This window comes from Parasphingomonas caseinilytica (genome assembly GCF_036663755.1).
Taxonomy (GTDB): Bacteria; Pseudomonadota; Alphaproteobacteria; order Sphingomonadales; family Sphingomonadaceae; genus Sphingomonas.
Genome location: NZ_JAXOJL010000001.1, coordinates 141166 through 163869, shown reverse-complemented (window position 1 = coordinate 163869; position 22704 = coordinate 141166). Strand labels below are relative to the sequence as shown.

General features: G+C 65.0%; 21 protein-coding genes. 9 read left to right on the top strand and 12 right to left on the bottom strand.

Annotated features, from left to right (window positions below):
- Nucleotides 1-58 precede the first annotated feature (58 nt).
- The 4 genes from U1738_RS00690 (at nucleotide 59) to U1738_RS00675 (ending at nucleotide 5694) form a co-directional block, all read left to right on the top strand.
- On the top strand, nucleotides 59-1243 hold the full coding sequence (locus tag U1738_RS00690) for an acyl-CoA dehydrogenase family protein (protein ID WP_332787116.1): 1185 nt from the start codon (nucleotides 59-61) through the stop codon (nucleotides 1241-1243).
- A 2-nt stretch (nucleotides 1244-1245) separates the two neighbouring features.
- Nucleotides 1246-2319, top strand: a complete 1074-nt coding sequence (locus tag U1738_RS00685; RefSeq protein WP_332787115.1) for a phosphotransferase family protein — start codon at nucleotides 1246-1248, stop codon at nucleotides 2317-2319.
- A 253-nt stretch (nucleotides 2320-2572) separates the two neighbouring features.
- Nucleotides 2573-3535, top strand: a complete 963-nt coding sequence (locus U1738_RS00680; RefSeq protein WP_332787114.1) for an alpha/beta fold hydrolase — start codon at nucleotides 2573-2575, stop codon at nucleotides 3533-3535.
- Between the two features lie 137 nt (nucleotides 3536-3672).
- Nucleotides 3673-5694 carry an amidohydrolase family protein gene (locus tag U1738_RS00675; RefSeq protein WP_332787113.1) on the top strand — a complete coding sequence of 674 codons (2022 nt, stop codon included), beginning with the start codon at nucleotides 3673-3675 and terminating at the stop codon, nucleotides 5692-5694.
- 73 nt (nucleotides 5695-5767) lie between these two features.
- Here U1738_RS00675 and U1738_RS00670 read toward each other — a convergent pair whose 3' ends face one another.
- The 3 genes from U1738_RS00670 to U1738_RS00660 all read right to left on the bottom strand — a co-directional run bounded on the left by U1738_RS00670 (nucleotide 5768) and on the right by U1738_RS00660 (nucleotide 9848).
- Nucleotides 5768-6595: an alpha/beta fold hydrolase gene (locus U1738_RS00670; RefSeq protein WP_332787112.1), complete on the bottom strand. Its 828-nt coding sequence runs from the start codon at nucleotides 6593-6595 to the stop codon at nucleotides 5768-5770.
- A 278-nt stretch (nucleotides 6596-6873) separates the two neighbouring features.
- Complete coding sequence (locus U1738_RS00665) at nucleotides 6874-9249, bottom strand: putative bifunctional diguanylate cyclase/phosphodiesterase (RefSeq protein ID WP_332787111.1); 2376 nt, start codon at nucleotides 9247-9249, stop codon at nucleotides 6874-6876.
- Nucleotides 9246-9848, bottom strand: a complete 603-nt coding sequence (locus U1738_RS00660; RefSeq protein WP_332787110.1) for a methylamine utilization protein — start codon at nucleotides 9846-9848, stop codon at nucleotides 9246-9248. The genes U1738_RS00665 and U1738_RS00660 overlap by 4 nt, the downstream gene beginning before the upstream one ends.
- A 108-nt stretch (nucleotides 9849-9956) precedes the next feature.
- Between U1738_RS00660 and U1738_RS00655 the strand changes: the two genes are divergently transcribed.
- The 3 genes from U1738_RS00655 (at nucleotide 9957) to U1738_RS00645 (ending at nucleotide 12347) form a co-directional block, all read left to right on the top strand.
- Nucleotides 9957-10838, top strand: coding sequence for a DUF3034 family protein (locus U1738_RS00655; RefSeq protein WP_332787109.1), 882 nt, complete (start codon nucleotides 9957-9959; stop codon nucleotides 10836-10838).
- A gap of 17 nt (nucleotides 10839-10855) precedes the next feature.
- Nucleotides 10856-11332 (top strand): group I truncated hemoglobin, encoded by a 477-nt coding sequence (locus tag U1738_RS00650; protein ID WP_332787108.1) that lies wholly within the window; start codon nucleotides 10856-10858, stop codon nucleotides 11330-11332.
- 115 nt (nucleotides 11333-11447) lie between these two features.
- Nucleotides 11448-12347, top strand: a complete 900-nt coding sequence (locus tag U1738_RS00645; protein WP_332787107.1) for a D-alanyl-D-alanine carboxypeptidase family protein — start codon at nucleotides 11448-11450, stop codon at nucleotides 12345-12347.
- Nucleotides 12348-12355: 8 nt separating this feature from the next.
- On the opposite strand, the gene U1738_RS00640 is transcribed toward U1738_RS00645, so the two are convergent.
- The 5 genes from U1738_RS00640 to U1738_RS00620 all read right to left on the bottom strand — a co-directional run bounded on the left by U1738_RS00640 (nucleotide 12356) and on the right by U1738_RS00620 (nucleotide 16204).
- On the bottom strand, nucleotides 12356-12709 hold the full coding sequence (locus U1738_RS00640; RefSeq protein ID WP_332787106.1) for a hypothetical protein: 354 nt from the start codon (nucleotides 12707-12709) through the stop codon (nucleotides 12356-12358).
- Nucleotides 12710-12717: 8 nt separating this feature from the next.
- The gene (locus U1738_RS00635; RefSeq protein WP_332787105.1) at nucleotides 12718-14172 is read right to left on the bottom strand and encodes a L,D-transpeptidase family protein; all 1455 of its coding nucleotides are present in this window, start codon (nucleotides 14170-14172) and stop codon (nucleotides 12718-12720) included.
- Nucleotides 14173-14296: 124 nt separating this feature from the next.
- Nucleotides 14297-14824: a CAP domain-containing protein gene (locus tag U1738_RS00630; RefSeq protein ID WP_332787104.1), complete on the bottom strand. Its 528-nt coding sequence runs from the start codon at nucleotides 14822-14824 to the stop codon at nucleotides 14297-14299.
- A gap of 79 nt (nucleotides 14825-14903) precedes the next feature.
- Nucleotides 14904-15587 (bottom strand): L,D-transpeptidase family protein, encoded by a 684-nt coding sequence (locus tag U1738_RS00625; RefSeq protein ID WP_332787103.1) that lies wholly within the window; start codon nucleotides 15585-15587, stop codon nucleotides 14904-14906.
- The gene (locus U1738_RS00620) at nucleotides 15584-16204 is read right to left on the bottom strand and encodes a hypothetical protein (RefSeq protein WP_332787102.1); all 621 of its coding nucleotides are present in this window, start codon (nucleotides 16202-16204) and stop codon (nucleotides 15584-15586) included. The genes U1738_RS00625 and U1738_RS00620 overlap by 4 nt, the downstream gene beginning before the upstream one ends.
- Nucleotides 16205-16367: 163 nt before the next feature.
- Here U1738_RS00620 and U1738_RS00615 point away from each other — a divergent pair, with 163 nt between their 5' ends.
- Nucleotides 16368-16886 carry a YdcF family protein gene (locus U1738_RS00615; protein WP_332787101.1) on the top strand — a complete coding sequence of 173 codons (519 nt, stop codon included), beginning with the start codon at nucleotides 16368-16370 and terminating at the stop codon, nucleotides 16884-16886.
- On the opposite strand, the gene U1738_RS00610 is transcribed toward U1738_RS00615, so the two are convergent.
- On the bottom strand, nucleotides 16881-17747 hold the full coding sequence (locus U1738_RS00610) for a LytTR family DNA-binding domain-containing protein (RefSeq protein WP_332787100.1): 867 nt from the start codon (nucleotides 17745-17747) through the stop codon (nucleotides 16881-16883). The two genes, U1738_RS00615 and U1738_RS00610, sit on opposite strands and share 6 nt — an antisense overlap.
- A gap of 68 nt (nucleotides 17748-17815) precedes the next feature.
- Here U1738_RS00610 and U1738_RS00605 point away from each other — a divergent pair, with 68 nt between their 5' ends.
- On the top strand, nucleotides 17816-19027 hold the full coding sequence (locus tag U1738_RS00605) for an acyltransferase family protein (protein WP_332787099.1): 1212 nt from the start codon (nucleotides 17816-17818) through the stop codon (nucleotides 19025-19027).
- Here the strand turns inward: U1738_RS00605 and U1738_RS00600 are convergent.
- The 3 genes from U1738_RS00600 to U1738_RS00590 are packed head-to-tail and all read right to left on the bottom strand — an operon-like array spanning nucleotide 18957 to nucleotide 22608.
- Nucleotides 18957-20207 carry an arsenic transporter gene (locus U1738_RS00600; RefSeq protein ID WP_332787098.1) on the bottom strand — a complete coding sequence of 417 codons (1251 nt, stop codon included), beginning with the start codon at nucleotides 20205-20207 and terminating at the stop codon, nucleotides 18957-18959. The two genes, U1738_RS00605 and U1738_RS00600, sit on opposite strands and share 71 nt — an antisense overlap.
- Nucleotides 20204-21322 (bottom strand): metallophosphoesterase family protein, encoded by a 1119-nt coding sequence (locus tag U1738_RS00595; RefSeq protein WP_332787097.1) that lies wholly within the window; start codon nucleotides 21320-21322, stop codon nucleotides 20204-20206. Before U1738_RS00595 ends, U1738_RS00600 begins: the two co-directional genes overlap by 4 nt.
- On the bottom strand, nucleotides 21319-22608 hold the full coding sequence (locus U1738_RS00590; RefSeq protein WP_332787096.1) for an MFS transporter: 1290 nt from the start codon (nucleotides 22606-22608) through the stop codon (nucleotides 21319-21321). The genes U1738_RS00595 and U1738_RS00590 overlap by 4 nt, the downstream gene beginning before the upstream one ends.
- Between the last annotated feature and the right edge of the window lie 96 nt (nucleotides 22609-22704).

Genomic DNA, 22704 nt, shown 5'->3' with positions numbered 1-22704 from the left:
GGCTGGACAAAATCGGGACCGCGATGTTGAGCAAGACCAGATCATCAGGAGAAACAGAATGAGCGATCAAGCCCCCGGCCCGACCGGCCCGAGCGAGCGCGCCCTGACGATCGGCGCGCGGGTGGAGGCGTTCGTGCGCGACGTGGTTGCGCCGTACGAACGCGATCCCCGCTGCGGCGCGCATGGCCCGTCGGATGCGCTGGTCGGCGAACTGCGGGGGCTGGCGCGGGCGGCGGGCGTGCTGACCCCGCACATCCTGCCCGATGGGAGTCATCTCGATCAACGCGAGACGGCGTTCGTACTCCGCCAGTCAGGCCTCTCGCCACTCGGCCCGATCGCGGTGAACACCGCCGCACCGGACGAGGGCAATATGTTCCTGCTCGGCAAGGTCGGCAGCGCCGAACAGAAGACGCGCTTCCTCGATCCGCTGGTCGCCGGCGAGGCGCGATCGGCCTTCTTCATGACCGAACCTGCCGCAGAAGGCGGCGCGGGATCCGACCCTTCGATGATGAAGACGACCGCCGTGATGGACGGCAATCACTGGGTGGTGAACGGGCGCAAGGCGTTCATCACCGGCGCGGAGGGCGCGAAGGTCGGCATCGTCATGGCCAAATCGGACGATGGCGCATGCATGTTCCTTGTCGATCTGCCCGATCCCGCGATCACGATCGAACGCGTGCTCGACACGATCGATTCGTCGATGCCCGGCGGGCACGCGGTGGTGAAGATCGACAATCTGCGCGTCCCTGCCGACCAGATGCTGGGAAACAGTGGCGAAGGCTTCAAATATGCGCAGATCCGCCTCGCCCCCGCGCGCTTGTCGCATTGCATGCGCTGGCTCGGCGCGTGCATCCGCGCGAACGAGATCGCGACCGATTATGCCTGCCGCCGCCACGCGTTCGGCAAGCCGCTGATCGATCACGAAGGCGTCGGCTTCATGCTGGCGGAAAATCTGATCGACCTGAAACAGGCCGAATTGATGATCGACTGGTGCGCCGGGGTGCTGGATAGCGGCGCCGCCGGCGGAGCGGAAAGCTCGATGGCCAAGGTCGCGGTGTCGGAAGCGCTGATGCGCGTTGCCGACAAATGCGTGCAGGTGATGGGCGGCACGGGCGTGACGGGCGATACGATCGTGGAACAGGTGTTCCGCGAAATCCGCGCGTTCCGCATCTATGACGGGCCGACCGAGGTGCACAAATGGAGCCTCGCCAAGAAGATCAAGCGTGACCGGAAGGACGGCTGACGATGGCGGGCGCTCTGGATCAGGCCGCCAATGCCGGCACCACCGCAGTGCGCGATGCGCATCGTTTCGACGAGGCGGCGCTGGCGGCGTGGATGGCGGCGAACGTCGATGGCTTTGCCGGGCCGCTGACCGTCGAGCAGTTTAAGGGCGGCCAATCGAACCCGACCTATCGGCTCGTCACGCCGACGCGCGCGTACGTGCTGCGTCGCAAGCCGCCGGGCGATCTCGTCAAGGGCGCGCACGATGTGTTGCGCGAGGCGCGCATCCTCTCCGCGCTCGCCAACACAAACGTGCCGGTCGCGCAGATCCATGGCATCTGTGCCGACGATACGGTGATCGGCACGCCGTTCTTCGTTATGGAGATGGTCGAGGGTCGCATCTTCTGGGACGCGACGTTCCCCGGCGTGCCGGATGCCGAGCGGGCATCGTATTTCGACGCGATGAACACGACGATCGCGGCGTTGCACCGCGTCGATCCGGACGTGGTCGGGCTCGGCGATTACGGGCGGCCGGGCAATTATTTCGCGCGGCAGATCGCGCGCTGGTCGAAGCAATATCTGGAGGATGCCGATGCCGGCCGCGATCCGGACATGGACGCATTGCTCGAATGGCTCCCCGCGAACATTCCGGTGGGCGATGAAAGCGCCATCGTCCACGGCGATTTCCGTTGCGACAACATGATCTTCCATCCGCACGAACCCCGCATCCTGGCGGTGCTGGATTGGGAACTCTCGACGCTTGGCCATCCGCTCGCCGATTTCGCCTACCACGCGATGATGTACCGCATGCCGCCGGATATCGTCGCCGGTCTGGCCGGGGCCGATCTTGCCGCGTTGCGGATCCCGAACGAGGCGGATTATGTCGCGGGGTATTGCCGCCGCACCGGGCGCTCTGGCATGCCGGATTACGATTATTACGTGGCGTTCAATTTCTTCCGCCTCGCCGCGATCTTCCACGGCATCAAGGGCCGGGTGATCCGCGGCACCGCCGCCTCGGCCCATGCCCGCGAACGCGCGGCGAGTTTTCCGCGACTGGCACGATTGGGCCGTGAGGCGATGGCCGCGTTACGTCGCTGACGAGGACGCCTTTCAAGACGAACCTTAGGAGCGGCACGTTCGCCGCAATAATACTTTGGCACGGCATCGCAATTGGCGGCATAATGACCGAGTAGATCGGAGACATTTGAACCATGTTCGCCATCCGTATCATCGCACTCGGTCTTGCGCTCGCCTCCAGCATGGTGGCGACGGCGCAGGTGCCCGCCACCGACATCTACGCGCCGGGACGTGAGATCGTCGCCGGCTCCAGAAGATCGTCACGCCAAACAGCGTGGACGAGACGTTCGTGGCGACGCTCGGCGGCGCGCGACAGGTCGTCAACGTGCGGGGTGCGGACCGCGCCAACCCGATCCTGGTGTTCATCCATGGTGGCCCGGCGTCACCCGAAATGCCGCTCGCCTGGAGCTTCCAGCGACCATGGGAAGATTTCTTCACCGTAGTGCAATGGGACCAGCGGGCATCGGGCCGCTCCTATCGACTGGAGGATCCGGCAACGATCGCGCCAACCCTGTCATCCGAGCGCTACAGAGACGATGCCATCGAACTGATCGAATTGCTGCGCAAACGCTACGGCCAGCGCAAAGTCTATGTACTGGGCTTGAGCTATGGCTCGGTTATCGGCCTTTCGGTGGCGATCAAGCGTCCGGATCTGCTGCGGGCCTATATCGGCGTCGGTCAGGTGATCGACGGGCGCGATAACGAGCGGGTCGGTTTCGAATGGACGCTGGCCCAGGCTAAAGCCAACAAGAACGCGGCGGCCGTCGCCGCACTGGAGGCGCTCGAACCCTATCCGGGAGATGGTCCGCTCTCGGTCGCGCGGACGATGATCGAGCGGAACTGGAATATCCATTATGGCGGTCTCGTAGCCTACCGGCCGGAGGCGGACTGGTATTTCCATCTCGGCCGACTTTCGCCGCTCTATACGACGGCGGATCGACAGGCCTGGGATGCCGGCAGCGAACTTACGATGAAGATGGTGTGGCCGGCGCTGATCGACTTCAGCTTCAAGCGGATCGATCGGCTCGATGTACCGATCTATCTGTTCCTTGGCCGGCACGATTACACCACGCCTGCCCCGATCGCGGCCGATTGGCTGGCGCATCTCCACGCCCCGCAAAAGCGCGCGATCTGGTTCGAGCATTCGGCCCATCTTTCGTTCGTGGAAGAACCGGGGCGAATGTTGCAGGCATTGCTGGACGTCCGATCCACGTACGAACCGCGTTCCAAGAACTAGCGCGCGACGACGCTTCCGGCCGTCGAACGCTATTCTTGCCTAAACGTCGACGTGTTGTCAGACTGATCTTCGGGCTTTTGGGGGAGTATCTGATGCTTAGGTTGGTAGTTGGATCATTGCTCGCGGCTTGCGCTCCGATGGCGTTGGCGGCACCCCCGGCACAGGCCCCTGCCCCCGCTTCGGCGACCAAGGAGCAGCTCCTCAAGGCTCCAGCCGGCGCGCGGCACTACACGATCAGCTCGATCGCCGGGAAGCATGGCGACATCTGGTCCTGGACGCTGCCGGACGGCCGCATCGCGTACCGCATGTCGATGTCGCTGCGCGGATGGATCACCGAAACCGACGAGATCATGACGCTCGGGCCGGACAAGCGGCCGACCGGAATCGCGATCCGCGGCTATACCGACAGCGGCGACGCGACGGAGGACTTCACGGTCGATTCCGGCGGCATCGCACGCTGGAAGACTTCGATCGATACCGGCAGCGCGCCGTTCACGGGCCGACGCTACAATACCTATGGCGGCCCCTGGCTCGCCAACGAACACGATATAGAGGCGTTGGTTGCCGCCGGTGAGAAGGGCGTGGATCTCCTGCCGACCGGTCATGCCACGCTGACGATCGGCCCGCCGCAGCGGATCGACGGCCCGGCGGGGCCGAAGACGGTCAAGCTCGCCTTCATCCGCGGCTACGGATTCTCCCCCTCCCCCGTCTGGCTGGACGAGCAGAACCGGTTTTTCGGCAATGCCGGCGGCATGTCGCTTCTGCCCGAGGGGTATGAGAAGGCCGGCCCGATCCTGAAAGACGTGCAGGACAAGGCGACCGCCGCGATGGTGCGCGATGTCGCACACCAGTTCCTGACCCCCGCCAACCGCACCGCCACGCTGATCGATCACGTGTTGATGTTTGATTCGGTCGCCGGCACCTATCTGCCCGATCGGGCGGTGCTGATCGCCGACGGCAAGGTCGTCGCCGTTGGCGCGGGCGGATCGGTCAAGGCCCCGGCGGGCGCGACGGTGATCGACGGGCGCGGCAAGACGCTGTCGCCCGGCCTGTGGGACGCGCACCAGCATGTCGGCGACGATTGGGCGCTCCTGCAGAACGTCGCCACCGGCATGACCAACTATCGCAGCCCGGGTTCCGAAATCGAGGAATCGCTCAGCATCCTCAAGCGCCGCGCTTCGGGCGATCTGCTCGCGCCCGACGGCAAGATCTCGGTGATCATCGATCGCAAGGATCCGCTCGCCGCGCAGGGTGCGCTGACGGTATCGTCGGAAGCGGAAACCATCGCCGCGGTGGACAAGATCAAGGCCGCGGGCCTGTGGGGCGTGAAATTCTACACGTCAATGACGCCGGCCTGGATCGCGCCCGGCGCCGCGGAGGCGCACAAGCTGGGACTGCACGTGCATGGCCACGTAGCCGCCGGCATGCGCCCGCTCGATGCGGTACGCGCGGGCTATGACGAGGTCACGCACATCAACTTCATCATGATGCAGGCGATGCCGCAGGCCGTGGTCGACAAGGCCAATACCGCGGCGCGGCTGGAAGGGCCAGCGAAATACGGCAAGGACGTCGATCTCGATTCGCCCGCGATGAAATCCTTCTATGCCGAACTCGCCAACCGCAAGACGGTCATCGATCCGACCCTGACGGTGTGGGAACCACTGATGACGTCGGACGGCAGCGCGATCTCGCCGGAATACGCGCCGTTCACCGAGGTCGCGCCGCCGGCCGTCGTGCGCGGCTGGAAGATCAGCGGCTATCCGTTGTTCGACGGGCTGACGCGGGACGATTTCCGCAAGAGCTTCACCAAGATGGTCGAGCTGGTCGGGCGGCTGCACAAGGCCGGCGTGCCGATTGTCGCTGGAACCGACGGTTATGGCCTCGAGCTGGTGCGCGAACTCGAACTCTATCAACAGGCCGGGCTGAGCAATGCCGCTGCGCTACAGACCGCGACGATCGTGCCGGCGCGGATGACCGGCATGGCCGACCGGACCGGATCGATCGCCGTCGGCAAGACCGCGGACATCATCCTGGTGGACGGCGACGTATCGAAGGACATCACCAACCTGCGCCATGTCGAGACCGTATTTCTCGATGGCTACCGCCTCGACGGCCAGATGCTGCGGCAGGCGAGCGGTCTTTCGGGCATGCCGAAATGACCGTCATCTAAGGCCACGAGCGGCGGCTTCCGCGTCGGTCCGGGTGGAGCGATCGCACCACCCGGGTCGACGATCACGCCTTGGCGAAGGCGAGCAGATCGGCGTTGATTTGGGCTGCATGCGTGGCGGGCATGCCGTGCGGATAGCCCGGATAGGTCTTGTATTCGGCACCGGGCACCAGCTTCGACGACAGATCGCCGGAGATCGCGATCGGCACGATCTGGTCGTCCTCGCCATGCAGCACCAGAACGGGGACGGTGATCGCCTTGAGGTCGGCCGTGAAATCCGTCTCCGAGAAAGCGGCAATCCCGGCATAATGCGCCAGCGCGCTGCCCATCATGCCCTGACGCCACCAGTTGAGCCGGATGCCTTCCTGCGGCGTCACCCCATCGCGGTTGAAACCGTAGAACGGCAACGTGAAGTCCCAGAAATATTGGGCGCGATTGGCGGCGGTCTGGGCGCGGATATCATCGAACACCGCCATCGGCACGCCGTCTGGGTTGGTCGAAGTCTGCACCATCTGCGGCGGCACCGCGCTAATCAGCACGGCCTTGGCGACCCGGCCGGGTTTCGCCCTGGCGACATAGCGCGCGACCTCACCGCCGCCGGTCGAATGACCGATATGGATCGCATCTTTCAGATCGAGCGCATCGGTCACCGCGATCACGTCGGCGACATAGGTGTCCATGTCGTTGCCCGTCGCGGTCTGCGTCGATCGGCCATGCCCGCGCCGGTCGTGCGCGATCACGCGATACCCCTGTTCGAGAAAGAACAGCATCTGACCGTCCCAATCGTCCCCGCTCAGCGGCCAGCCGTGATGGAACATGATCGGCTGCGCATCCTTCGGGCCCCAATCCTTGTAGAATATCTCGGTACCGTCGGTGGTGGTGATCATGGTCATGGTCTGTCTCCCTCGAGGTCGTCGGTAATGTTCGGACTACGCGGTACGAAAATCGGTCGGGCGGCACCGTCCCGCGCATCGTGGCGGACGCCGTTGACGTATTCATGGGAGAAGCGTGGCAATCCGCGCCAATCGCTTAATCTCCTTTTCGCCGCCTCTCAGCCTGATGCCCAGAATGCGCGCATTGATGCGGATCGGCAATACACCGCCAAGATCGCTTGGGTGACGATCGGCACGTTGGCCGCGTGAGAGGAAAGTATAAGCTGGCTGCGCCTGTTTTAAGCCGCCGCCGACATCTTTCCCGCGAGCATCTCCAGTACGGCGTTGCCTTCGATGGGGCGGCTGAACCAATAGCCCTGGATGCTCGAACAGCCCTGCCCGCGCAGCTCGTTCAGTTGTTCGCGGTCCTCGACGCCCTCGGCGGTGGTTTCCATCTTCAGCGCCCTGGCGAGATCGACGATGGCATGGACGATCGCGGCCGAGCTTTCGTCCTGCGCGACCCGATCGACGAACGATTTGTCGATCTTGATCTTGTCGAAGGGGAAGCTGCGCAGATAGCTGAGCGAGGAATAGCCGGTGCCGAAATCGTCCAGCGCGATGCGCACGCCCATGCCGCGCAATTGGTGCAGCACCTGCAACACGCCGGTTTCACCATCGAGGAAGACGGATTCGGTGATCTCGATCTCCAGCCGGTTCGCCGGCAGGCCGCTGCGGGTCAACGCCTGGAAGATGATGTTCGAGAAGCCGGAATTGCGGAATTGCAGCGGCGAGACGTTGACCGCGACCCGGACATGGGCGGGCCATTCCGCCGCCTGGCGGCAGGCCTCGTGCATCACCCATTCGCCGATCGCGACGATCAGGCCGGTTTCCTCGGCGACGGGAATGAATTCCACCGGAGATACGTCGCCGCGCGTCGGATGCTGCCAGCGGAGCAGCGATTCGAAACAGCCGATGCGATCCTTGGCGAGATCAAAGATCGGCTGATAGTTCAGGCGGAACTGCCCGGTGAGGATCGCCTCACGCAGGTCCAGCTCCAGTTGCCGGCGCTTGCGCGCGGCGGCGTCGAGCGCGGGTTCGAAGAAACGGAATACGCCGCGTCCGTCCTGCTTGGCACGGTACAAGGCGAGGTCGGCGCTTTTCAGCAACAGGTCGGCATCCGCGCCGTCACCCGGCCCGATCGCGATGCCGATGCTGACGCCGGTGGCGATCTGGTGGCCATCGACCAGAATGGGCTTGCGAAACCGGTCGATGATCTCCTGCGACAATGCGCGGGGGCGATCGTCGTCGAGGCGACCGGCAAGGATGATGGCGAATTCGTCGCCGCCCAAGCGCGATACCGTGCCGTCCTGCGCCAGATCGCCGAGCATAAGCCCGACCTGGCGCAGCAGCGCGTCGCCGATCGGGTGGCCGAGCGTATCGTTGACGCCCTTGAACCCGTCGAGATCGAGGCACAGCACCGCCGCCTTCTCGGCCATCTTCGGCGCACGGATCAGCGCGGCTTCCAGTTGCTGGCGGAAATAGGTGCGGTTGGGCAGGCCGGTGAGCGAATCGTGGAACGCAAGATGGGTGATGCGATGTTCGCGCTCCAGGATGCCGGCGGACATCGTGTTGAAGCTTTCGGCGAGGCGGGCAATTTCGTCCGAACCTTCGACCGCGAGTTCGGCGCGCGAGCCTTCCTCCAATGCCTTGGCCGCGGCGTCGAGCGCGGCGATCGGGCGGGCGATGCCGTTCGCGAGGCGGCGGCTACCGAGCAGGACGAGGATCAGGCCCATCACGCCGGCCAGCGCGATGCCGATTTGCAGCGACTGATAGGAAGCGAGCGCCTTTTCGAGCGGATAGCTGAGCAGCAACGCCGCCTCGGGCGTATTGCCGCGCCCCGCGAGCGGAATGGCGAGCGCGAAGGATTTGCCGCCCGGCAGATCGAGCGTCGCCGGGGCCGATCCCGCCGAAACGATCGCGCCGGCCACGAAGCGATCGAGCGCGGTATCGCCGGCGGCGAACCGATCGGTGGCCACCCAATGGCCGTCGGTGCGGCGATGAAGCATCGTCGCGGTGAGCGGAATGGCCGACAGGCGTTCCAGTGCACGCATCTCGTTGGCGTCGAGCGGCACGGCAAAGACGACCTGCCCGATTTCCACCGGGGCCATGATCGGCGCGACGATCAGCCGGTACGTCCCCGCGCCGCTCGCGATAACGGCATTATTGGTGCCGTTGGCGAACCTGGACGGAAGCGAGGTGAGCGCGGCGCGCAAATCGGCCGGGCCATCACCGATCACCTCGCCGCTCATCTCCACGACGAAGGCATTGGCGACGCCGGCGCGGCTGCGCAGATTGGCGACGGCCGAGGCGATCGTCGGGCGGTCTCCGCTCGCCACTGCGGTGCGGAAACCGAAATCGCGAGCGAGCACGTCGGCCGAACCCGTCAACGATTTCGCCCGCAGCGCCCAGATGCGATCATAGACCGTACCGCTGGTGGAAAGCTCCGCGCGCACCGATGCCTGGGCATGGGCACGAATCATCACCTGCGCGACGATCGCGACGACGATCAGCGCGATCGCGAACAGCCCGGCATACAGCACGGCGAGGCGCGTGCGCAGGTGGCGGAAATCGAACAATCGCGCGACGATCGGCGCGACGGCGCGGGCGCGGGTCACTTGCCTTTGATCGTATAGGTATTGGTGAATCCGCCCGCGGCGATCGTCGCCGGTTGCGCCAGGACGTTGTCGGGCGCGCGGATCGAGGGATGCCAGACGCGCACCGTCGCGCCGCCGGCTGGTACGTTGGGGATCGTGGCATGGCCATTGGCATCGGTCTGCACCGCGAACGGCGTATCGACGACGATGATGAACGCGCTCATCTGATCGTGGATGTTGCAGCCTAGCGCCACTGCGCCGGTACGATCGAACACGACGCTGCGCGTATCGTCCTTGCCGTACAGCTTCAGGTCGAACTTCTTCGCCTTGGAGAAGGAATAGACGTGGTGGCGGACCTTATCGAAATTCGGGAAGGTCACGGTCGAGCCGAGCGGCACGATCAGGACATGCGGATCGAACTGGATGTTGCGCTGGGCCATGGCCGTGCCCCAGTCGAAGCGGATCGGCGCGGCGGGCTTTTTCGGCGTGTCGATCATCACGACGGCACCCGCGAGCGGTTTTCCGTCGGCACCTCGCACGTCGATGTTGGCGGTCGCGGCATGAGCGGCGATTGGCGTAGCAGCGGTCGCCAACAGGGCGAGAAAAGCGCGGTAAGGCATGATCGGACCTAGGCATGCGATCCTTTCCGACCGGTAAACCGCACGTTTACGAGACGATAACCATCGGTGGCCATGAGCGGGGCTGATGATCCCCCGGAGCTTCCTGAAATGAGCCTCAAAATCCTGCTTCGGCTGATGACGGCATTGATCGCCTTCGCGTTAGCCGGCCCGGCGATGGCGGGAGAGATGCGCCAGGGCGGCAAGATGCTGCTGACCGGTGGCGTGAGCAGCGTCGAGGGTGCGGCAGGCGGCGGGCTGGCGAGCTGGGCATTGATCGCCGGAAACGAAACGGATGCGGGAATCGGCGGCAAGGTGCATGCGACCTATGTCGCGCTGCCGGACTTCGATCTTGCCAGCGCCGGCGTTGCGGTCGGGATCAAAGACCGGGTCGAGATTTCCTATGCGCGACAGAGCTTCGACACGCGCCAGGCCGGTGCCACCCTGGGCCTCGGCAAGGGCTTCAAGTTCGGCCAGGATATTTACGGCGTGAAAGTCAGAGTGGCCGGTAGTGCATTGTACGATCAGGATAAAATCCTGCCGCAAATCTCGATCGGCGTGCAGCACAAGCGGGCCGACAAGGCGCCGATCATCGCAGCCGTCGGTGGCAAGCAATCGAACGGCACCGATTTCTATGTCGCCGCGACCAAGGTAATCCTGTCGAAATCCTTGGTGGTGAACGCCACGGTGCGGTTCACCAAGGCCAACCAGTTCGGATTGCTGGGTTTCGGCGGGGATTTGAGCAACAAATACAAGCCACAGTTCGAAGGATCGGCCGGCATGCTGGTCAAACGCAACCTGTTGGTCGGTGCGGAGGTGCGTACCCGGCCGAGCAATCTCGACTTCGCGCGCGAACAGCGCGGGCTGGACGTGTTCGCAGCCTGGTCGGTCTCGAACAACGTCGCGTTTACCGCAGCCTATGCCGATCTCGGCGATATCGCTACGGTACGTCGACAGCGCGGCGCGTTCCTGTCGCTACAGGGCAGTTTTTAACCGGAGCCGAAAATCCAGTGATCAGCATCTTCTTTGCCGCCTTGCTCGGCGTGCAGGCCGCGCCCGTGACCCCGCCGGAAGACCCGGTCGATCCCTATACGCAGAGCAACGCCAATGCCGGGGCGACCCCGTTTGCCGGGCCGGGCATGCTCAAGGCGTTCCACGGCAAGGACGGGATCGCGCGAGTCGTCGATGGGCTGGTGACGCGCAGCATGGCCGATCCGCGCATTTCAGATATCTTCAAGGGGCAGGATATGGTCCGCCTGCGCCGCACGCTGAAGGAGCAGTTCTGCTTCATCCTGAATGGCGGGTGCGATTATACCGGGCGGGACATGAAGTCCTCGCATAAAGACCTCGGCATACAAACAGCCGATTTCAATGCCTTGGTGGAGAACCTTCAGGCTGCGATGCGACAGGAGAAGGTGCCGTTCTTCGCGCAGAACCGCCTGCTGGCGAAGCTGGCGCCGATGAAGCGGGACACCGTCGTCCGCTGACATCCCGCTCTTCACCCCTGCCCTGCCGCTGGGCCGCGTTCATCGGCAGTTCGGTCGCTATCGACCATAGGACGTGGGGCTTTGGCGAATCGAATGACTGAGTGAATTTATGTGGATGGTAATGCGCAACGCGGCGTTGCGACTGGCGATGACGGCAACGACGATCGCCTTGTTTCCGACAATCGCGGAGGCCCGGCAAAAGGCCTTGCCGCCGGTGTCTGCGCTGGTGGTGAATGCAGCGACCGGCGCGACACTCTACCGCGATGCGCCCGAGCGGGTTCGGGCACCGGCATCTTTGACCAAGATGATGACGATGTTCCTCACCTTCGAGGCTCTGGCCAAGGGTGACCTGGAGCCGGACGCGTCGATCGCGATCTCCCGTCATGCCGCCAACCAGCCGCCCTCGCGCCTGGGCATCGCCGCGGGCAAGACGCTGTCGGTGCGCAATGCACTCCGCATCATCGCTGTCGATTCGGCCAACGACGTCACCGTTGCGATGGCCGAGGCACTGGCGGGCAGCGAAAAGAATTTCGTCTCGCGCATGAACGCCGCCACCGGACGGCTGGGGCTGCGCAATACCCATTTCGCCAATGCGACCGGGCTGAAAAACCCAGGCAATCGCACAACGGCGCGTGACATGGCCACGCTGTCCCTCGCGCTGATCCACCGCTATCCCGAATATTACAGCTATTTCGCGACGCGCAACGTGCGCTGGAACACGCGGACGATGCGCAACCACAATCATCTGCTCGGCAAGGTCACCGGAGTCGATGGCATCAAGACCGGCTACACGGTCGACGCCGGTTACAATCTCGCGGCATCCGCCAAGCGGAACGGCGTCCGCATCGTCGTAATCGTCCTGGGGGCCCGGACGGCCGCCGACCGGGATCTGCGCGTCGCCAATCTGCTCGAACTTGGCTTCATACCGCCGATCGTCCGTCGGCCTCACCAGCGCGACGATGCAGCAAACCCCGACAGGAAAACCAGGACCGTGAAGTCGAAGGCGAGAGCTTAGCCCGGCCGTTACTTTCGCTCAACAACCTCGGCCGGAGCCTGCTGCTGCGGCTCGCCGCGCGAGGCCCGCGCCGTCATGCCGGACGCGGCCGCATCGTCCAGCATCTGGGCGTCGGGCTCCGGCGGCGCTTCGCTCAGTTCGTCGATCGCGTTGGACTGGATCGTGGCGTCGGGCACGGGGAGTGCGGCCCTTGTCGGGCTGGGCGTGGGGGTCGGCGTCGGCGGCAAATCTTCGATCTGCTGAACGTCGTTCTCCGGCGCACGCTCTGGCTCATCGCGCGAGCAGGCAGCCAGCGCGCCGGCCAGCAGCAAGGTCGCGAACAGCGCAGGCAAAACCTTGGGCGAACGGGTCGGTTTGATCATCGTGTCTCTCACAAAGAAGCGAGCGCCTGGCGCGCCTGTCGGGTTTCGATCTTGGTCGCGAGCGTGCCATCCCAGCGATAGGGATCGTTACGGAAGCTGACCACGCCATTCGCATTGGCGAACGCGGTCCAGTACAGCAGATACACCGCCTCGCGGTCGGCCATGCTCGCGCGCACCGTCTTGCCGCCATCCACGGTCGCATCGATCGCGTCGGGCGTCCATTCGGGCGTGTTCTTGAGCAGCAGTTTCGCGAGATCGGCGGGTTTTTCAAGCCGTACGCAGCCGTGGCTCGACAGCCGGTCGAATTTGGCGAAGCCGGATTGGGCTGGCGTATCATGTAGATACACCGCGAACCTGTTGTCAAAATCGAACTTGAACTTGCCAAGCGCGCTCCGCTCCGAGGATTGCTGCAGCCGCTTGCCGCCATCCCCGGTGTCGATGATGCGGAAGCCGTTGCGCTTCAGGTAACCGGGCTTGGCCTTTTCCTTCGGCCACAATTCGCGGTTGGCGATCGTGGACGGCACGTTCCAGGGCGGATTGAGCACCACGCTGTGAATCTGCGACACGAGCATCGGCGTTTCCGCACCCGGGCGTCCGGTCACCGCCTTCATCGACATCACCGGCGTGTCGCCCTCGAACACGGTCAGCACCGCCGCGGCGATGTTCACCTGGATGCGGTTCTTGGGCAGTTCGCCCGGTAGCCAGCGCCAGCGCTCCATATTGGCCATGATCTGCCGAATGCGCGCCTCGACCGGCACGTTCAGTGCGGCGATCGTCTGGGCACCCGCCGCCCCGGTGGGGTTGAGCCCGTAGCGCTGCTGTGCGCGGCGCACCGCTTCGGTCAGCGCCGCATCATAGCGATCGCCACTGGCATCCAGCGTCGCATCCTCGATCGCGATCCGCTTCCGCAACGCCGCGACCGCGGGGCCGCTGGCATCGGGTTTCAGGTCGGTCCCGGCGAGCGCCGTCCAACCGCCCGCGGCGGCAAGGGCGCGATAGCGCGCGAGCCCGGCAACGAGCGTATCGTAACCGGCATAAGGCGGCGGCAGCGACGCGATCCAGCTCGCCAGCCGATCGCTGGCCACGGCGGCGGCGAAAGCGGGCAGCGGATCGTAAGCCGGGGGCCTGATGCCCCATTCGAGCTGGAAATCGTCCTCGATCAAGCGCCCGGCATGGACCGCACTGGCATGATCCAGCGCAGCGCGAACCAGCGCGTCGCGGCCGAGCGGCACGGCGCGCGGCGTCGCACTCTCCTGTAACCCTTGCGCGATCGAATCGCGATCGATCAGCGTGGCGAGCAGGGCGGCCTGGGCGTCGGTCAGCGTCGGGAGCGCGACGACCGGGCTGAGCAGCGGCCGGGGCACCACCACCGCCTGCTGCGCAAAACCGGGCATCGTGGCGGCCAAAGCGGCGAACATCAGTGCGGGGGCGATCCGGCGGGTGAAAGGGCGTCGGTCGTTCATCAATCTGTCCATCTGCAAAGGTCGAAACACCGCCCGTTCATGCTGTGGCTCATAGAGCCTCAAGCTGAACGGGTCACGGCGAACTTTGCGTGATGGTCCGGAAAAGATTGCTATTTATGCGCCGTCAGAAGGCCCGTTCACCAATATAGTTTCCCGCGCTGCTATAACGGCAGACGAACACATCCTCCCGATCCCCGGTCGCCTGCGCGCACCCGACCTCGTGCGTTTCGCGCCACATAAGCTGCGTGTAATGCCCCACATCGGCCACCTTGCCGGTGACGCTGTTGTCGGGGAACGTCCCCTGCTTGAAATAGCGCTTCTCGCGGATCCACGCCTCGATCCTCGCCTCGAGCGGATAATAGCCCTTGGTCCCCGCCCACAGGTTTTCGCCCTGCGGATTGGTCGGCAGTTCGGGTGCGTGTTCGAACGCTCCGGTCGCGGCGAGGTGATCGGCCCAGCGTTGCGCGGATACCGCGAGATCGGCATTCCACCGCAGCGGCGCGATCCCCAAGGTCGCGCGTTCGCGATTATGGACCGCCAGGATCCGGGCGTCGAACAACGGTGCCAGGCTGGTTGCGCCCATCAGCGCCGGTGCCGCCAGACACAGGAACGCGAAAGTCGCCAGCCTTCGTCGCGCGTTTCCACCGTGCATCAGTCCATCTCCCGTGAAGCACGGAAGATTTGACACGGGTCCCCTCTCGGCGAGGTTTCAGGCCATGGTTAGAAGGACGTTAGGCAGGTTTTTCGCCGGCGGCCTCAGTTCGGGCGCGGCGAGCCGCTTCCGCCTCCGGTATGATGACGACTTCGTCACCGCGCTGCATTTCCGCGAAGACCAGCTTGGCGAAACCCTCCGGGATGCCGACGCACCCATGCGTGGCCGATCCCTGCCGCACATTGCTCGCGTGGATGGCGACTCCGTCGCTGGTCAGCCGAAGCATGAACGGCATATCCGCATCGTATAACGACGAGCGATGCGTTTCCGCCTTGGCCAGGATCGGGAAGACGCCGGACGGCGTTGGTTTGCCATCGGTGCCGAACAGAATGACCGCCGATCCGATTTCATGGCCAGCACGAAAGATCGACATCGTCTGCCGCGCGAGATCGACCCTGATCCAGGATGGTCCCTGCGGCACGCCGCCATCGTTCCAGACGTAATCGCCGAACCGGATCGGTTTGCGCTCGTTAAGGATGCTGCGCACCTCATGCACGCTGCCATCGGGCGACACGAGCTTGGGATAATTTCCGACAGCATAGCTTATCCGCGCCCCCGCTGGGCTGGGTTGTGGCGGGAGCGGCTGAGCCGGCTGGCGTTCGACGGCAACCGACCATGCCACGATCACGCAGACGCAAAGGCCGATGGCAGCGACGATGTAAGGCCAGATCGAGGACGATCGCCGCCGATCGCTGCCGGTCATCCCGAAACCCGCTCACGCTCCCCGAAAAAGCCCTTGGGCCGGGATCGCAGCGACCAGCCGATCGCGAAGAAACCGACGATCAGCATCAACCAGGTCGAGGTTTCCGGCACGCCCGCCACCGGCGCGCCCGGCTCGACGGGCACTACTCCGCCGCCACCGCCACCACCACCACCGGGCAGGAAACCAACGCCGCCCGGCGCGAAGCCCGGTATCGATCCGATGCCGGTGGGTGCCACCGCTGCCGGCGGAAGGATGCCGATATCGGGAACGACCGCCGCGCCATCGCTCGCCAACGGCGTCGTCAGCAGCGCGTCGGTATATTGCGAAGCGTCCGGCACAGCGACGGGCGGCCGCGTCCGGACATTGGTCAGCACGCGTTCGCTCGGGGGATTCGCTGCGACTGCGCGCGACCCATCCTTGCTATGCGCGCGCGCCTTCTTGGTCTGGTTGAGCGCCGCCGTCGTCCTGGTACCGGGCGACCGATCTGCGAATACGGATAGCGGATCGGCAAGCGCTGCCGCGATCAGCGAGCCGCTGGTCGGCGAGGACAGGCTATAGGACAGGCCGGCAGTGAGCAAAGCGGCCGGGACCAACACCAGAATCTTGCGGAGATCCAATCGTCCGAAGCGCCCCATCCTCAAGCCTGAATTTGTTTTTATCCCCATCAGCCGAAAACCACTCACCTAACAAAAAGTTTCATTGGCCGGCCTCCCACTTGCCTGCCACCCGATCGAAACGAAAGGAGTTCCGGATCGTCGGCGGCTCCGCTACCCGATCGTGATGACCAAGAACACCCCTCCGGGCGGGCGCACGCTCGCCGTCGTGTTCGGGGCCGCCGTCCGCCCCGATGGCAGCGCAAGCCCTGCCTTGGCGCGTCGCGTCGGATATGCCGCCGCCATCGCCGAAGCGGATCCGGCGGTGGATCTGTTCCTGTCGGGCGGCGTCGGAACCCATCCGCCATCGGAAGCCGCTGTAATGGCCGGAATGCTGGACGGTGCCGTTTCCGCCGACCGGCTCATTCTCGACGACGTCAGCGCCGACACGCTTCAAACGGTTCGCGCCGCTTCGGCTTATGCGCGCGCTCATGATTATGCCGCGATCCTGACCTGTACCGATGCCTATCATCAGCCGCGTGTCCGCATGCTCTTTCTTCTCATGGGTCTTGCGAGCCGACCCGTTCGGCTCGCCGCACGCGGCTCGCGACAATTGCAAATGAAGATGTGGTTGCGCGAAGGTGCTGCGATCCCATACGATCTCGTGGCCGGGATCGGTGCCGCCTGGCGCGACCGTCGCCTATAGATCTTCTACGCCGCCGCGATACCGGCGACTGCCCCGGAACTCCGCTCCGTCCTGCAACGTCACGACGAAATCGCCCGATTTGTCCGTCGCGATGCGGCGGATGGCCTCTCGCCGGACCAGTTGCGCGCGGTGGATCCGGGCGAAGGCGTCACCGAGTTCGGCCTCGGTCGCGGTGAGCGTCGCTCTGTGCAGCAACGTGCGGCCTGCCCACATCACCTCGACATAGTTTCCGGCCGCGCGGATCGCGTCGATTTCATCGATCGGGATGGCGTGGCGAATGGTCCCGTCCTGAATGGTCAGGATACGCGCCGCCGTGACCGCCGGCTGTTCGGCGGCGCGAGCGATCAGCCACTGCACCAGCGCCGCCATCGCCACGAACTGGACGTAGGTCGAAACGTCCTTGCGGAATTCGTAGAGCAGGCGGTCGCCGATCACGCCGAAGAACCGGTACGGCCCGTGGCCTGTGGCGTCGTAATAGACGTGCCGGATCGCGACCATCACCGCGATGTGCCAGCCCGACACCAGGATGCTTCCGCCGATCAGCAGCACGATCGCCAGCGGCCAGGACGATCGCGGCGGTTTGAACCGCGCCACCGCCCACCACAAAAATGGATAAAGGCTCAGCCACCCGATCATGCTGCTCCATTCCCACGACCAGACCAGATGGGCCGGAATACGCGCGCCGGAAGCAGCCAGATCGCTGATCGTCGATTCGGCGTTCGCGACGAGGATCAGCGCCACGACCGTAAGGAAGCCGGCGACGAACAAGGCCATGATCCGGCGTTGCGCGCCGTTCATCCCGCGCCAGCCGCCGCTCGTCCCCGGTTGCCCCGCCGCCATCCCTGCCGATCCGCCTGCCATCCCTCGGTGATAGTGCCCGTTCCCATCCCCCGCCACCCTTGCCTGATCACAGGATTTCGGAGGCGAATATGGAACGGCATTACGGAATGGATTGGCTGAGGATCGGGGCGTTCGGCCTGCTGATCCTCTATCATGTCGGCATGGTGTTCGTGCCGTGGGGCTTCCAGGTGAAGACCGCGCAGCCGATCATTTGGGCCGAGATCCCGATGTTCCTGACCAGCCCGTGGCGGCTCACCCTGCTTTTCGTCGTATCCGGCTATGCCAGCCGGGCGCTGGCGGCGAAGTCGCGGGGCGTCGGCGCGTTCTTCCGCAATCGCTCCGCACGCCTGCTCGTGCCGCTCGCGTTCGGCATCGCGGTGATCGTTCCGCCCCAGGCCTGGGTCGAATTGTCCACACAGCACGGCTATGCGGCCGGCTTCCTCCATTTCTGGACGCAGGATTATTTCCGCTTCGGCACGCTCGACGGCATCATGCTGCCGACCTGGAACCACCTCTGGTTCGTGCTGTACCTCTGGGTCTACACCGCGGCGCTTGCCGTGGCCGTGTGGCTGAACCGGTCCTCGCGCGGGCAGAAGATGTTCGACCGGGTCTTCGCGGGGTGGCGCGCGATCGCGGTGCCGGCGGCGTATCTGCTGCTGATCGAAACCGTATTGTTCCACCGGCCGGAGGATACGCACGATCTGATCAACGATGGCGTCGCCCATCTGCGCTATGTCCCGGCCTTCCTGTTCGGCTTCGGCCTTGCCGGATCACCCGCCGTGCTGGCGGCGTTCGCCCGGCATTGGCGGACGGCGGCAGCCATCGCGGGCCTGTGCTTCGCCACGATTGCCGCGCTGCTGCTGCGCTGGCCCGACTTCACCTTCCCGGACAGCGCGCCGGTGCTCTGGACCTATCGGATCGTCCGTCATCTGGAGACCTGGACGGCGATCGCCGCCTTGATCGGTATAGCCGAGCGCTTCTGGAACAGCGACCATCGATGGCGCGCGACGCTCGCCGAGGCGACCTTCCCCTTCTATATCATCCACCAGACGATCATCGTCGTGGTCGAAGCCTGGCTGAAGCCATTGCACGTCGGGGCGGCGGCCGAGTTCGCGATCCTCGTCCCCGCCACGGCGATCGGCTGCTGGGTGTTTTACGATGCCGGACGACGGATCGGCTGGCTGCGACCGTTCATCGGGCTGCGTCCGGTTACGGATCTCAGCGCCGCGCTCAGCCGATCATCAGACGCGCCCCGAGCGCCGCGGCCAGCGCCGGGATCATCGTCACCGTCCCGACCTTGAGGAAGCGCCAGAAGCCGACATCCTCGCCTTCGCGGCGAATGGCCTGAAGCCAGAGGATGGTGGCGAGCGACCCGGTGATCGACAAATTGGGGCCCAGATCGACGCCGATCAACAGGGCGTCTACGACCAGACGGGGCGGATGGGCCTGTGCCACGGCGGTGCTGGCGACAAGCCCGGCGGGCAGGTTGTTCATCAGGTTCGATGCGAAAGCGAGGATCGTGCCGGACACTGCGGCGGCGCGGACGGGATCGGCCGACGCTCGCTGCAGCGCCTGCGCGACGCTACCGATCACACCCGTCCGATCCAGCGCCTCGACCAGTACGAACAGCCCGGCGACCAGCGGCAACACGCTCCACGACACCGAACCCGCCACCTTGATCGGCGAACGCCCGGCCAGCATGCAGACGCCCAGCATCGTCGCGACGCCGGCGATGCACGTCGGCAGGCCCAACGGCAGATCGAAGGCCGACATGACGATCAGCAGCACTGCGGTCGCTGCGATCCCTCCGAATGCCGCCTTGCCGCCGGTCGATAGCGGATCGCGATCGACATCGCATTCGCATGCGCCGATCAGCCGCTTCCGCTCCACCCAGCGCAGCGCCAGATAGGTGACGAGGATCGCCGCCAACGATGGCAGCGCGAACGATCCGAACCATTGCCCTAGCGGCGGCATCTTTCCGCCGTAGAGGACGAGGTTCGCGGGATTAGAGATCGGCAGCACGAAGCTGGCGGCATTGGCGATCAGCGCGCAGGCGAACAGCAAAGGCAGCGGCTCGGCTTTGGCCTTTCGGGCGGCGGCATACACTGCCGGGGTCAGCACGACGGCAGTCGCGTCGTTGGAGAGGAACGTCGTCGTGATAATCCCCGTCACATAGACCAGAGTGAACAGCCGGACCGTCGATCCGCGCGCCCTGATCGCGGCGGTCGCGGCCACCCAGTCGAACAGCCCCTGTTCGCGCGCCGTTTCGCTGAGCAGCATCATGCCGATCAGGAACAGATAGACGTCCATCCCCTTGCCGACCGCACCTAGCGCGGCGGCGGGCGGCATCAGCCCGAGGATCGACAGCAAAACGGCACCGGCGACCGCCCAGATCGCCTCCGGCCAGCGGAACGGGCGCGAGATCACGCCGGCCGTCGCGGCGGCGCAAATCCCCCAGGTCACACCAGACGCCAGGATCACCAATGCCGCCCGTTCTTGTTGGGGCCGAGTTGCGTGCCCTCGATGCCGTGATCGGGCCAGGCACCGATCGCATGCACGTCGCGACCCGGTGCGATCGGAACGCTGCGGCGTGGAATATCGTCTTCCGCACGGACGAGCACCCGGATCGTGTCGCGATCCTCGCCCGAGGCGACGACGAGCGTGTGCAGGCCAGCCTCCAGCGCCACCGTGACGCTCATCAGCCCAGTATCGGTCGAGCGGATCATAGCATGCTCTTCGTCCCCGATCCGCAACGTCACGGGTTCGCCGGACCATCCGTATACCTTGGCGATCACCTCGAACTCACCCGGACGCGGTACTTGCCGGCTGTCGGCCGGACGGGTAACCATCCGGTAATCGGCCGGCGCCACGAACTGCACGAAGGGCCAAGGCGTACCCAGCCGCTTGAACCGCCAGCTCGGAACGCGATCATGGACCGTGACGATCGCATAGCCCGGCCGCCCGTCATCCTCCTCGATCTGTGCGGTCGAGCGCGTCGCGCCATAGACGACGCGGCCGTCGTTGAGCAGTTCGTTGTAATGCGTGTGGCCGGTGTCGACGAAGGCGACGCGCGCATCGGCGAAGGTTCGCGCGATCGTCTCGCCATCGGCAGCGAGATCGCCGGGATAAGCGTGCATGAAAACGATCGGCGTCTGCTGCTCGGCCTCGGCCCGCGCCAGTTCCTCCAGCAAGCGGTTGCGGTGATGCATCGTCAGTCGGAAATCCGGGCCACCGGCGCCGGCCGAGATCATGTCGAGAAAGATGCAGCGATGCCCCGCGATCACTTCGGACTCCGGCCGACATGCCTCCGGAAAGGCCGCCTCGTAACTGGCGAGATCGCCATTTTCGAAATCGTGATCGCCCGGAATAACCCGCCAGGGCAAACCGAGTGGGGCCAGTGCATCTACGATATGCCGATATTGCTCGGGGGTGGCGTGGTTCGCATTGTCGCCCGGCAGGAACACGAAATCCGCCGACGCCCCGATATGGGTTCCAATCTCGGCGACGATGGCCTGAAGACGCTGCCTGCTGATCAGCCCGTCCGCCTCGTCCATATGCAGATCGCCAATATGGACCCACGTGATCGACGCGGTCACGCGTCGTTCTCCGCCCCGTCATCACCGCTACCCGCACAGGCCGGTCGCAGCGTGCCGGCGAACCCGACCCACAGGCCGACGCTGACCAGGGCGAAACTGCCAAGGATGTAGAAGGCGACGTGATAGCCCAGTTCCTGCGCGAGCCAGCCGCCGATAGCGGGGCTTAGGCACGCGCCGAGGCCCTGAATCGTCATCACCGCGCCCTGTCCGACATTCACGCGCCCAGTGCCGTTGAGCAGGCACGCGACCAGCCCCGGCACCGCAACGCTTTGTAATCCCGCACCGATTCCGTCCAAGGCCTGTACCGGCCACACGCCCCAATGTTCGATGAACGTGCCCGCCAACATTCCCCGCAACGGCAAAGCCGCGAACGATATCAGCATGACGAGCCAATAGCCCCTGCCCGCCGCCATCCGCATCGCGATCAGGGCGGTGACGATCATCACCGCCTGCGCGACCATCACCGTCTCGGCGACGAACAAAGCGGCGTTGCCCTTGCCCGCACCGACGACGGCGAGCCCGTAGAGCGGCAGCATCGCGCCGTTACCGAGATGGAAGCAAGCAAGCGACGCGGCGAGGATCAAAATCGGCTTGTTACGCAACAGCGTCTTGAACCCCTCGGCCTGACCTCCGCCTGCTTCGTCGGTCTCGCCATCCTTGGCTTTCCCTTCCAGGCCCCGCGCCGCGCGGTGGTCGATCGCCTTTTCCGGGATCGTCAGTACTGCGGTGATCGCGAGTACGCCGAACACCGCGGCCAGATAGAAGATCGCCGGCATGCCGAACTTCCAGCCGAGATAGCCGGACAGGCCGGCCCCCACCATATTGCCGGCATGGTTCCAGGCCTGGTTACGCCCGTTCTGGGCGTTGAACCCCTTTTGCCGCACGATCCCCAGCGTCATGCCGGTTACGGCCGGCCCGATCGCGGCTCCCGCGATCGCGGTCGCGACCTGACTCACGGTGACGACCAGCCCCGATTGCGACAGCAGGATCAGGAACGACGCCATGACCGTACAGATGCCGGTGACGATGACGACGAGCCGTTTCTTCTCGGTATGGTCGATGAACGCGCCGGCCGGCACCGTCATGATCATACCGGCCACCCCACCGGCCGTCATCACGGTACCGATCGGGCCTGCGGTCCAGCCCTTTTGCTGGAGGAACACGCCGAGGAACGGGCCGATCCCGGCCTGCATATCGGCCATGAAGAAATTGAGCGCCTGAAGCGCGCCCTTTGCCCGCTTCGTTTCATCGGGGCCGGCGGGTAAGGGCATCGCGCGTGTCGCCATCGAACTCTCTCACTTACCTTCGGGTTGAAGCAAACCGGTGACCCGGCTGCCTTTGGGCCGCACTCTAGGCACGTGCCGATATCCCGGCCTGAACGG